Genomic DNA, 12,187 nt, shown 5'->3' on the forward strand with positions numbered 1-12,187 from the left:
CAGCCTCGCACGCGCCGGTGTCGGAGGGTCGCCCTACCCTGGAGGCGGTCGTCGCCCGGCGGCCCGGGAGGGAGTCGCGTGTATCTCGAGGACGACCGCAGCGGGGGAGTCCGCCTCGTCACGAGCCCGACCGACCTCTCCTCCTGGTCGGCCTGCGAGTGGGCGGTGCTCCGCCGGCTCGACGCGACCCTCGGCCGCGCGCCCCGCGTCGTCGTCGCGGAGGACGCGATGCTGCAGCGCACCGCCGTGCTCGGCGACGAGCACGAGGTCGCCTTCCTCGCCGAGCTGAAGCGCACGCACGAGGTCCTCGAGTTCGCCCGCCCTGAGCGCGCCGACTACGCGAGGGCCGCGGACGAGGCGGTCGAGGCGATGCGCGCGGGTGTCGACGTGCTCTACCAGGCCACCTTCTACGACGGCACCTTCATCGGCTTCTCCGACTTCCTGCTCCGCACCGAGGACGGGGCCTACGAGGTCTACGACACCAAGCTCGCCCGGCACGCGAAGATCCCGGCGCTGCTGCAGCTCGCCGCGTACGCGGAGCAGATGGCGGCGCGGGGGATCCGTGTCGGCGAGAAGGTCCACCTGGTCCTCGGCGACGGCACGACCACCAGCCACGACCTCGCGATGATCGCCCCCGTGCAGCGGGTCCAGCGGGCGCGCCTGCGCGCGGTTCTGGAGGAGCACCTCGCCGCGACCGAGCCGGTGGCGTGGGGCGATCCGCGCTTCACCGCCTGCGGCCGCTGCGGCCTCTGCGCCCCCGAGGTGCAGGCCCACCGGGACCCGATCCTCGTCGCCGGCATGCGGCTCGACCAGCGCGCGAAGCTCGCCGCCGCCGGCATCACCACCCTCGACGCGCTCGCGGCCAGCGAGGGGCCGGTCCCCGGGATGAGCGCCGGCGCCGCCGAGACGCTGCGCGCCCAGGCCCGCCTGCAGCTCGCCACCGAGGCCTCGGCCGACCGCGTCCCCGCCGTCGAGGTCGTCGACGCCTCCGTGCTGACCGCCCTGCCCGCCCCCGACCCGGGCGACCTCTTCTTCGACTTCGAGGGCGACCCGCTGCACGCGGAGGACGGCCAGTGGGGCCTCGACTACCTCTTCGGCATGGTCGACCAGGACGAGGCCTTCACCGCGTTCTGGGCGCACGACCTCGCGGCCGAGCGCCGCGCCCTCGTCGACTTCCTCGCCCTGCTCCGCGAGCGGCGGGCGCGATTCCCGCGGATGCACGTCTACCACTACGCCTCCTACGAGCGCAGCCACCTGCTCTCGCTCGCCCAGCGGCACGGCACGGGGGAGGAGGAGGTCGACTCCCTCCTGCGCGACGGCGTCCTCGTCGACCTCTACCCGGTCGTCCGCCGGGCGCTGCGGGTGGGCTCGCGCAGCTACTCGATCAAGAAGCTCGAGCCGCTCTACATGGGCGAGGAGGCGCGCGACGCCGAGGGAGTGACGAACGCGGCGGACAGCATCACCGAGTACGTCGAGGCGCGGGTGCTGCTGCAGTCGGCCGATCGGGACGCCGCGTCGGCGGAGAGGGACCCGGCGAGGGCCGAGCTCGACCGCCGCGAGGGCGAGCGCCGCCTCGCCGAGATCGGCGAGTACAACGCCTACGACTGCCGCTCCACTCTGCGCCTGCGCGACTGGCTGCGCTCGCTCGTCCCCGCCCGCGAGGAGGAGCCGCTCCCGCTCGTCGACGTCGACCTGCCCGTCCCGCGCGAGCCGGACCCGGTCGCCGTCGCCCTCCTCGCCGAGGTCGAGGGCGTCGAGCCGCGCGAGCGCACCCCCGACCAGACCGCCCTCGCCCTCGCCGGCGCGGCGATCGACTACCACCGCCGCGAGGCGAAGACCTTCTGGCAGGAGCACTTCGACCGCCTGCGCCAGCCGCTCGACGACTGGGCCGACGCCCGCGACGTGGTCGTCGTCGAGCGGGTCGAGGTCGTCCGCGACTGGTCGACGCCGGCGCGGGCGCGCACCCTCTCCCGCGAGCTGCGGATCCTCGGCCGCCTCGCCCCGGGCAGCCGGCTCGGCATCGGCGCGAAGCCGTTCCTCGTCTACGACTCCCCGGCGCCGCCCGGGGCGCCCTCGCCCGGCCCGGGAATGCGCGGAGCCTCCGACCGCTCCGAGATCCTCGCCGCGTCCGACGACGGCGAGCGGATCGTCGTGCTCCTCAAGGAGGGCCTGCGCGCGGGGGAGGACCCGCACGACGACGTCCCGATCGCCCTCGCGCCCGCGCCGCCGCCCCGGGCCGCCCCGCAGCCCGAGGCGATCGCGGAGTGGGGCGGTCAGGTGCTCGACGCCCTGCCCGCGCTCCTGGCAGACCCCGCCCTCGACGTGCTCCGGCGCGTGCCCCCGGCCGTCGTCGCGCCGGTCGAGGGCGACGACGTCATCGCCGCGGTCGTCGAGACCCTGCTCGGCCTCGAGCGCGCGACGCTCGCCGTCCAGGGCCCGCCCGGCACCGGCAAGACCTACGTCGGCTCGCACGTCATCGCCCGGCTCGTCACCGAGCACGGCTGGCGGGTCGGCGTCGTCGGGCAGTCGCACTCCGTCGTCGAGAACGTGCTGACCGCGGTCGTCGCGAAAGGCGTCGACCGTACCCGGGTCGCGAAGGTGCCCAAGGCCGGCAGCTCCGCGGAGGCCCTCGCCGCTGCCGCCTGGACGCCGGTGAAGAACGGCGCCGCCCTCGCGGCGCTCGCCGAGGGCGGCGGCTGCGTCGTCGGCGGCACCGCCTGGACCTTCGCCAACGCGGGCAGCGTCCCGCGCCGCTCGCTCGACCTGCTGGTGATCGACGAGGCCGGCCAGTTCTCGCTCGCGCCGACCATCGCCTCCGCGATCGCCGCCGAGCGGGTGCTCCTCCTCGGCGACCCGCAGCAGCTGCCGCAGGTCAGCCAGGGCTCGCACCCCGAGCCGGTCGACGAGTCGGCGCTCGGCTGGCTCGCCGACGGCCACGACGTCCTGCCGCCCGCCTACGGCTACTTCCTCGCGCAGACCTACAGGATGCACCCCGCGCTCGCCGCCGCCGTCTCCGAGCTCTCCTACGAGGGCGCCCTCTCCTCCCGCGCCCCGGAGGTGCGCCGGCTCGACGGCGTCAGGCCCGGACTGCACGCGGTCCCGGTCGTGCACGCCGGCGACACCACCTCCTCCCCGGACGAGGCGCGCCGAGTCGTCGAGATCGCCCTCTCGATGGTCGGCCGCGCCTGGACCGACGAGCACGGCGAGCGCCCGCTCACCGCCGCGGACGTCATCGTCGTCGCCCCCTACAACGCGCAGGGCGCGCTCCTCCGCGACGCCCTCGACGCGGCCGGGCTCGAGGAGACGCTGGTCGGCACGGTCGACCTCTTCCAGGGCCGGGAGGCGGTCGTCGCGATCGTCTCGCTCGCCGCCTCCTCCGGCGCCGACGTCCCGCGCGGCCTCGAGTTCCTGCTGCTGCCCAACCGGCTGAACGTCGCGATCTCGCGGGCGAAGTGGGCCGCCTACCTCGTGCACTCGCCGGCGCTCGCCGCCTCGCCGCCCACCTCGATGGCGGCGCTCGAGCGGCTCTCGCGCTTCATCCGCCTCCTCGAGATCGCGGAGGAGACGGCGCAGGAGTGACGGATTCCGTCGTGCAGATCCGCTCCGCCTCCCGATTCCCGCGGTCCCGACCTTGAATCACGAGCGATTCCGTCGCTACGGTGGCTGCATGAGAATCCTCCTGGTCGGCGCCGGCGGCGTCGGCGACGCCTTCGCGAAGATCGCCGCCCGCCGCTCCTTCTTCGAGCAGATCATCGTCTGCGACTACGAGCTCGCTCGGGCCGAGCGCACCGTCGCCTGGATCCTCGAGCGGCACGGCGCCGACGGCGTCGAGAACCGCTTCGTCGCCGCGCGCATCGACGCCTCCGACGCCGAGAACGTCGAGACCGTCGCCCGCGCGCACGGCGCCACCCACGTGATGAACGCGGTGGAGCCGTCCTTCGTGCCGACGATCTTCGCGGGCGCCCTCGCCGCCGGCGCCGACTACATCGACATGGCGATGAGCCTCTCCCGGCCGCACCCCGAGGAGCCGCACGCGAAGACCGGCCTGAAGCTCGGCGACGAGCAGTTCGCCGCCGCCCCGACCTGGGAGGCGGCCGGCCGCCTCGCCCTGGTCGGCATGGGCGTCGAGCCCGGTCTCTCCGACGTCTTCGCCCGCTACGCCGCCGACCACCTGTTCGACGAGATCGACGAGCTGGGCGTCCGCGACGGCGCGAACCTCGTCGTCCGCGACGACTCCGGCGCCGAGATCTTCGCGCCCTCCTTCTCGATCTGGACGACCATCGAGGAGTGCCTGAACCCGCCGGTGATCTTCGAGAAGGACCGCGGCTGGTTCACGACGCCGCCGTTCTCCGAGCCGGAGGTGTTCGAGTTCCCCGAGGGGATCGGCCCCGTCGAGTGCGTCAACGTCGAGCACGAGGAGGTGCTGCTGATGCCGCGCTGGCTCGATGCGAAGCGGGTCACCTTCAAGTACGGCCTCGGCGCCGGTTCATCGGCGTCCTCCGCACGCTCAACCTGCTCGGCCTCGACCGCACCGAGCCGGTCCGGGTCCGCTCCGCCGACGGCCCGGTGCTGGTCTCGCCGCGCGACGTGGTCGCCGCCGGCCTGCCCGACCCGGCGAGCATCGGCCCGCGGATGACCGGCAAGACCTGCGCGGGCCTCTGGGTCTCCGGCGCGAAGGACGGCGAGCACCGCGAGGTGTACCTCTACCACGTGAGTGACAACGAGTGGACGATGGCGGAGTACGGCACTCAGTGCGTCGTCTGGCAGACCGCGCTCAACCCGGTGATCGCCCTCGAGCTGCTCGCGACGGGCGCCTGGTCCGGCTCCGGCGTACTCGGGCCGGAGGCGTTCGACGCCGAGCCGTTCCTCGAGCTGATGGCCCGCCCGCTCGACGAGGGCGGCTACGGCCAGTCGTGGCACGTCCGCGAGGACTGAGTCGGGGCAAGCGCGGATCCGGGCCGAGTTCTCGCGCCGCCGCGACCCTAGGCTGACCCCATGAGCAACGACGACGGGCTCGCCTCGGCGAGGGACGACGCACGCACGGCCCTCGAGGCCGCCCGACGACTGCAGGCCGAGGCCGCGGAGGCGCTGGCCCGCGCGGAGGCGGCCGCCGCGGCCCTCGAGGCGGTCGCGGGCCCTGAGGAGGCGGCCGCGGTCGTCGACGACGTGCGGCTCGTCGACGGCGGGCCGGGGGAGGAGTCCGGGCCTGCCGCTGTACCCGCACCGGTCGAGGCGCCTGCGCCCGCCGCGGCATCCGCACCCGCACCGTCCGCCGCCCCCGCCCCCGCCCCCGCGCCCGGACCGCTCGCCGAGTCCGCCGTCGACGCCGTCCGCGCCGGCTACGCCTTCACCGGCCCCGCCCTCGAGATCGGCGCCCTCGTCAACGGCGACGCCCGCGCCGACGTGCCGGTCCGCATCCCGCTCGGGATGCTCAACCGCCACGGCCTCGTCGTCGGCGCGACCGGCACCGGCAAGACCAAGACGCTCCAGGTCCTCGCCGAGCAGCTCTCCGCGCACGGCGTCCCCGTCTTCGCCGCCGACATCAAGGGCGACCTCTCCGGACTCGCGACCCCCGGCACGCCCGACGAGAAGCTGCTCGCCCGCACCCGCACCATCGGCCAGGACTGGACCCCCGAGGCCGCTCCTGCCGAGTACTTCGCGCTCGGCGGCGTCGGCACCGGCGTCCCGGTCCGCGCGACGGTCACCGGCTTCGGCGCCCTGCTGCTGGCCAAGGTCCTCGGCCTCAACCACACCCAGGAGTCGAGCCTCGGCCTGGTCTTCCACTACGCCGAGAGCGCCGGGCTGCCGCTCGTCGACCTCTCCGACCTCCGCGCCGTGCTCACCTACCTCGTCGGCGACGAGGGCAAGGCCGAGCTGGCCGAGCTCGGCGGGCTGTCCAAGGCGACGGCCGGCGTCATCCTGCGCGAGCTGATCGCCTTCGCCGACCAGGGCGCCGACGTCTTCTTCGGCGAGCCCGAGATCGACACCGCCGAGTTCCTCCGCCTCGCGCCCGACGGCCGCGGCGTGGTCAGCCTGCTCGAGGTCCCCGGAGTCGCGGACAAGCCCGCGCTGTTCTCGACGTTCCTGATGTGGCTGCTCGCCGACCTCTTCAACGACCTGCCCGAGGTCGGCGATCTAGACCGGCCGAAGCTCGTCTTCTTCTTCGACGAGGCCCACCTGCTCTTCCGCGACGCGTCGAAGGACTTCCTCGCCGCCATCACGCAGACGGTCCGCCTGATCCGCTCCAAGGGCGTCGGCATCGTCTTCGTGACGCAGACCCCGAAGGACGTGCCGAGCGACGTGCTCGCGCAGCTCGGCTCGCGGATCCAGCACCAGCTGCGCGCGCACACCCCCGACGACGCGAAGGCCCTGCGCGCCACGGTCTCGACCTACCCCGAGAGCGACTACGACCTCGGCGAGGTGCTGCAGGCGCTCCCCATCGGCGAGGCGATCGTCACGGTGATGAACGAGCGCGGCGCCCCGACCCCGGTCGCCTGGACCCGGCTCCGGGCACCGCGCGGCTCGATGGCGCCGACCCCCGAGGCCGAGCGGGAGGCGAGCGTCCAGCGCTCCCCGCTGCTCGCCCGCTACGGCACCCCGCTCGACCGCGACTCCGCCCGCGAGATCCTCACCCGCCGCCTCGACGCGGCCGCCGACGCCGAGGAGGCCCGCGCCGCCGCCGAGGAGCAGGCCGAGGAGGAGGCCCGCCGCGCGAAGGAGCAGGCCGCCGAGGCCGCCCGCAGCGCCAAGGAGCAGGCCGCCGACGACGCCCGCCGCGCCAAGGAGGACGCCCGCGCCGCCGCCCAGCGCGCCAAGGACCGCGCCGCCGCCGAGCGCCGCGCCGACCAGGCCGCCGAGCGCTCCCGCCGCCGCACCGCGCCCACCACCCGCTCCCGCTCCACCCGCCGCGACAAGACCGTCGTCGAGGAGGTCCTCGGCTCCTCGGTCGGGAAGACCTTGTTGCGCGAGGTCGTCCGAGGCATCTTCGGCACGGCCCGCCGCGGCCGCTGACACCACCGTCTGCGGCGTTGTCGTCAGTCGCGATACCGCCGGTATCGCTCCTTCCTCCGCCTTGCAGCCGGCGGCGTCAGCGCCCGCGGCCTGCGGGTGCTGACGGGGCGATCTGCGGCGTTGTCGTCGGGCGCGATACCGGCGGTATCGCTTCCTCCTCCGCCTTGCAGCTCATCCCGTCAGCGCCCGCGGCCCGCTCGGGCTGCGCCGCGCTGCCCCAGCTGATCGAGTAGCCCACGCAATGTTCCACACAGTGGAATTCCATGCTGATCGAGTAGCCCGCGCAGCGGGCGTATCGAGATCCACGTCACCAGCACGCGCCGTGCTCGTCCGCTAACGCCGCCGTGTTAGCGTCGTTACTCGTGACCGAGAGCCCGACGACCCGCGACCGCATCCTCAGCGCGACGGCGGCGCTGCTCGCGGAGGGCGGCCGCGACGCCGTCTCGACCCGGGCGATCAGCTCGGCGGCCGGCGTCCAGGCGCCCACCATCTACCGCACCTTCGGCGACCTCCGCGGCCTGCTCGACTCCGTCGCCGCCGCGGGCTTCGCCGCCGCCCAGGCCGAGTTCGACGCCGTCGACGCACCCGCCGACGCCGTCGACGCCCTCCGCGCCGCCTGGGACCACCACATCGCCTTCGGACTCGCCGAGCCGCACCTCTACGCCCTGATGTTCACCGGGCGTCCGGGGGAGGAGTCGGAGGCGGCCCGCCTCGCCCGCGGCGTCCTCGCCGCCCACGTCCGCGCCGTCGCCGAGGCCGGCCGCCTGACCGTCGAGGTCGAGCACGCCGCCCGCCTCCTGCAGTCCGCAGCCCTCGGCTGCACCCTCACCCTCGCGTCCGCGCCGGACGACGAGCTCTCCGCCCGCTCCCGCGAGGCCGTCCTCGCCGCGATCACCACGGCGGAGGCGGGCCCGACCGACCCCGCCGCCCGCGCCTTCGCCGCCCACGCGGTCGCCCTGCGCACCGCGCTGCCCGGAGTCGACGGCCTGACCGCCGCCGAGTCCGCCCTCCTCGACGAGTGGCTCCTGCGCCTCACCCGCTGACGCGCGCACTGAGTCGCCCGAGAAGGCGCGTTCTCCGCACCGGGAACGAGCCGTCTCGGGCGACTCGGCGGGGGAGGCGCCATGCGCCGGGAAACACCACGCGCCGGAAAGCAGAGAACGGCGCCGCAGCTGGCGAGAGCGTGCGGCGCCGTTCGGCGGAGGATGGGGGATTCGAACCCCCGAGGGCTTGCACCCAACACGCTTTCCAAGCGTGCGCCATAGGCCACTAGGCGAATCCTCCTGGCGCGACCGTGGCCGCGACTCATCGATACTAGCCGGTACCGGCGCCCTCCGCTGACCACGGCACCGCGACGGCCGTGCCCGCACCCCGCCGGCGTCGGTTAGACTGTCTCCCGGCTCCCCGCGTGGCGCCATCCAGGCCAACTCCCCCAGGGCGGAAACGCAGCAAGGGTAACCGGGCTCTGGCGGGTGCGCGGGGGGTCTCTTCCGTTAAGCGGCGCGAGCGCCTGTGCGCCGCCCGAGGGCGGCGCCGCCCTGCGGGCGCCTGGCTCCGGAACGCCGCAGGCTCACAGCAGTCGACGCACGGGCTCGGGCGTCGACTGCGGCCCACCTCTCCTCCCCACACCGCCGCTCCTGCACGCTCTCCCATCCGGGGCACCCGCCCAGCCTCCGGAGGGCGCCCGTCGCTAGGCTTGCGCCGATGGTTCAGAGCATCTACATCTCGTCCGCCGAAGGTCATTCGGGCAAGTCCACGGTCGCCCTCGGCGTCCTCGACCTGCTCAGCAGTCAGGTGCAGCGGGTCGGCGTCTTCCGCCCGATCGCCCGCTCCACCTCCGAGCGCGACTACGTGCTCGAGATGCTGCTCGGCCACTCCGACTCGGGTCTCGCCTACGACGACTGCATCGGCGTCACCTACGAGGACGTGCACGCCGACGGCGAGGCAGCCCTCTCCCGCATAGTCGAGCGCTACAAGGCCGTCGAGGCGCAGTGCGACACCGTCGTGATCCTCGGCTCCGACTACACCGATGTCGGCAGCCCGACGGAGCTCGGCTACAACGCCCGCATCGCAGCGAACCTCGGCGCTCCCGTCCTCCTCGTCCTCACCGGCCGCGACCCGTCGCGGAGCGAGCAGCTCGGCCAGGCTCCCGCCCGGACGCCCGACGAGATGCGGCAGATCACCGAGCTCGCCGCGGTCGAGCTGCGCACCGCGCACGCGAGCCTCATCGGCGTCGTCGCCAACCGCGCCGACCCGGGCACCTCGGAGCAGGCCGTCGCCGCGATCCGCGAGGCCCTGCCCTCCGGCGCCCCGGTCTGGGCGATCCACGAGGACCCGTCCCTCGTCGCCCCGAGCGTGTCGCGCATCATCGACGCCGTCGACGGCGTCTTCGTCGCGGGCGACCCGGAGCTGCTCGGCCGCGAGGCGCTCGGCGTCGTCGTCGCCGGCATGTCGATGGTCAACGTGCTGCCGCGCCTGATGGAGGGCGGAGTCGTCATCGTCCCCGGCGACCGCCCCGAGGTCGTGCTCGCCGTGATCATGGCGCACGCCTCCGGCAACTTCCCGACGGTCTCCGCGATCATCCTCAACGGCGGCTTCGAGCTGCAGGAGCCGATCGTCCGCCTGATCGAGGGCGTCGACAACCGCCTGCCGATCGTGATGACCGAGCTCGGCACCTACGACACCGCGGTGCGGGTCACCGCCGCACGCGGTCGCCTCGCCGCCGACTCGCCGCGCAAGCGCGACACCTCCCTCGCCCTGTTCGCCGAGGCGATCGATCCGGTCGAGCTGCTCACCCTCCTCGACGTCGGCCGCTCCGAGGTCGTCACGCCGCTGATGTTCGAGTACGGCCTGATCGAGCGCGCCCGCATCGCCGACCGGCACATCGTGCTGCCCGAGGGCGGCGACGACCGCATCCTCCGCGCCGCCGCGACCGTGCTCAAGCGCGGCATCGCCCGCCTGACGATCCTCGGCGAGGAGGTCGAGGTGCGCTCCCGCGCCGCGAGCCTCGGCCTGGACATCGACGGCGCCCGCGTCCTCAGCGTCCTCGACCCGGAGCACCGCAACCGCTTCGCCGAGGAGTACGCCCGCATCCGCGCGCACAAGGGCATCACCTTCGACCACGCCTACGACACCGTCACCGACGTCTCCTACTTCGGCACGATGATGGTCCAGCTCGGCCTCGCCGACGGCATGGTCTCGGGTGCCGCGCACACCACCGCGCACACCATCCGCCCCGGCTTCGAGATCATCAAGACCAGCCCCGGCGTCTCCGTCGTCTCGAGCGTGTTCCTGATGGCGCTGGCCGACCGCGTCCTCGTCTACGGCGACTGCGCCGTGAACCCCGACCCGACCGAGGCGCAGCTGGCCGACATCGCGATCTCCTCCGCCGAGACGGCGCAGCAGTTCGGCATCGACCCGCGGATCGCGATGCTCTCCTACTCCACCGGCGAGAGCGGAGCGGGCGCCGACGTCGAGAAGGTCCGCGCGGCCACCGCGCTCGTCCGCGAGCGCCGCCCCGACCTGCTCGTCGAGGGCCCGATCCAGTACGACGCCGCCGCGGACGCGGCCGTCGCCGCCTCGAAGATGCCCGGCTCGCAGGTCGCGGGACGTGCGACGGTGTTCATCTTCCCCGACCTCAACACGGGCAACAACACCTACAAGGCCGTGCAGCGCTCGGCCGGCGCCGTCGCCATCGGGCCGGTCCTGCAGGGCCTGCGGAAGCCGGTCAACGACCTCTCCCGCGGCGCCCTCGTGCAGGACATCGTCAACACCGTCGCGATCACCGCGATCCAGGCGGCGACCCAGGCCATCGTCCCGCCGACCTCCGCCATCCCCGTCGTGCGCTGAGGGCCACCCGCCCGAGCGCCCCGTCCGACCCCGAACCCCCAGGAGTCCCACCGTGTCCGTCGTCCTCGTCGTCAACAGCGGCTCGTCGTCCTTCAAGTACCAGCTCATCGAGATGACGACGGAGGAGACGCTCGCGAGCGGCCTCGTCGAGCGGATCGGCGAGGAGACCGGCCGCACGAAGCACAGCCACGACGGCGACACCGTCGAGTTCGAGACGCCGATCCCGGATCACACGGCCGGCTTCGACGCGATGATCCGCGCCTTCGCCGAGCACGGCCCGAGCCTCGACGAGTTCCCGCCGATCGCCGTCGGCCACCGCGTCGTGCACGGCGGCAAGCGGTTCTACGAGCCGACCGTCGTCACCGACCTCGTCAAGATCAACATCGAGGACCTCAGCGACCTCGCCCCGCTGCACAACCCCGCCAACCTCGAGGGCATCGAGGCCGCGCAGAAGGCGTTCCCGGACGTCCCGCACGTCGCCGTCTTCGACACCGCGTTCCACCACACCATCCCTGCGGCGGCCTCCACCTACGCGATCCCGGCCGAGCTCGCCGACAAGCACCGCATCCGCCGCTACGGCTTCCACGGCACCTCGCACAAGTTCGTCTCCGAGGCGGCCGCCGCGTTCCTCGGCCGCCGCCGCTCCGACCTCAAGACGATCGTCCTGCACCTCGGCAACGGCGCCTCCGCCTGCGCGATCGACGGCGGCGCCTCCGTGGAGACCTCGATGGGCATGACGCCGCTCGAGGGCCTCGTGATGGGCACCCGCTCCGGCGACCTCGACCCCGCCGTCGTCTTCCACCTCGCCCGCAAGGCAGGCCTCTCCACCGACGAGCTCGACGCCGTCCTCAACCGCCGCAGCGGACTCCTCGGCCTCTCCGGCCGCGGCGACATGCGCGACGTGCAGGACGCGGCCGAGTCCGGCGACGAGACCGCCATCGCCGCCCTCGAGGTCTACTACCACCGCCTCCGCCACTACGTCGGCGCCTACTACGCCCAGCTCGGCCGCGTCGACGCCATCGTCTTCACCGCCGGAGTCGGCGAGAACGTCCCCGCCGTCCGCGCCGGCGCCCTCCGCGGCCTCGAGGGCCTCGGCATCGAGCTCGACCCCGAGCGCAACACCGCCCGCGACCGCGGCCCCCGCCGCATCTCCACCGACGACTCCCGCGTCGCCGTCCTCGTCATCCCCACCAACGAGGAACTCGAGATCGCCCGGCAGTGCTTGTCGGTCGTCTAGCTGTAGTTCCCCGTGAGGTTGTGGACGCGTTCTGCGGGGGTTGATCCGCCGATTCCGGTGTGGGGTCGGTGGTGATTGTAGTGATGGAGC

At 73.9% G+C, this 12,187-nt stretch carries 5 protein-coding genes, 1 tRNA gene, 1 other RNA gene and 1 pseudogene; 7 read left to right on the forward strand and 1 reads right to left on the reverse strand.

Annotated features, from left to right (window positions below):
- Positions 1 to 78: 78 nt before the first annotated feature.
- The 4 genes and pseudogenes from EDF45_RS18610 (at position 79) to EDF45_RS18625 (ending at position 8,054) form a co-directional block, all read left to right on the forward strand.
- Positions 79 to 3,579, forward strand: a complete 3,501-nt coding sequence (locus tag EDF45_RS18610) for a bifunctional RecB family nuclease/DEAD/DEAH box helicase (RefSeq protein WP_123737314.1) — start codon at positions 79 to 81, stop codon at positions 3,577 to 3,579.
- Positions 3,580 to 3,667: 88 nt separating this feature from the next.
- Positions 3,668 to 4,935 (forward strand): annotated as a pseudogene (locus EDF45_RS18615) (saccharopine dehydrogenase family protein).
- A gap of 60 nt (positions 4,936 to 4,995) precedes the next feature.
- Positions 4,996 to 7,011 carry a helicase HerA-like domain-containing protein gene (locus EDF45_RS18620; RefSeq protein WP_123737313.1) on the forward strand — a complete coding sequence of 672 codons (2,016 nt, stop codon included), beginning with the start codon at positions 4,996 to 4,998 and terminating at the stop codon, positions 7,009 to 7,011.
- Positions 7,012 to 7,373: 362 nt separating this feature from the next.
- Entirely contained in the window at positions 7,374 to 8,054 is a 681-nt protein-coding gene (locus EDF45_RS18625; protein WP_221181154.1) for a TetR/AcrR family transcriptional regulator, read from the forward strand.
- 156 nt (positions 8,055 to 8,210) lie between these two features.
- Here the strand turns inward: EDF45_RS18625 and EDF45_RS18630 are convergent.
- Positions 8,211 to 8,295 (reverse strand) — tRNA-Ser (locus EDF45_RS18630).
- Positions 8,296 to 8,406: 111 nt separating this feature from the next.
- Between EDF45_RS18630 and ffs the strand changes: the two genes are divergently transcribed.
- The 3 genes from ffs (at position 8,407) to EDF45_RS18645 (ending at position 12,097) form a co-directional block, all read left to right on the forward strand.
- An RNA gene (gene ffs, locus EDF45_RS18635) (signal recognition particle sRNA small type) lies at positions 8,407 to 8,503 on the forward strand.
- A 212-nt stretch (positions 8,504 to 8,715) separates the two neighbouring features.
- Positions 8,716 to 10,860 carry a phosphate acetyltransferase gene (pta, locus tag EDF45_RS18640; RefSeq protein ID WP_123447710.1) on the forward strand — a complete coding sequence of 715 codons (2,145 nt, stop codon included), beginning with the start codon at positions 8,716 to 8,718 and terminating at the stop codon, positions 10,858 to 10,860.
- A 52-nt stretch (positions 10,861 to 10,912) separates the two neighbouring features.
- The gene (locus tag EDF45_RS18645; protein WP_123737311.1) at positions 10,913 to 12,097 is read left to right on the forward strand and encodes an acetate/propionate family kinase; all 1,185 of its coding nucleotides are present in this window, start codon (positions 10,913 to 10,915) and stop codon (positions 12,095 to 12,097) included.
- The last annotated feature ends 90 nt before the right edge of the window (positions 12,098 to 12,187 follow it).

It is taken from the genome of Rathayibacter sp. PhB186, assembly GCF_003751825.1.
Taxonomy (GTDB): Bacteria; Actinomycetota; Actinomycetes; order Actinomycetales; family Microbacteriaceae; genus Rathayibacter; species Rathayibacter festucae.

Bases quoted from the DNA above. Each gene is read 5' to 3' on its own strand.
- EDF45_RS18620 (WP_123737313.1), top strand. From the start codon at position 4,996: ATGAGCAACGACGACGGGCTCGCCTCGGCGAGGGACGACGCACGCACG.
- pta (WP_123447710.1), top strand. From the start codon at position 8,716: ATGGTTCAGAGCATCTACATCTCGTCCGCCGAAGGTCATTCGGGCAAG.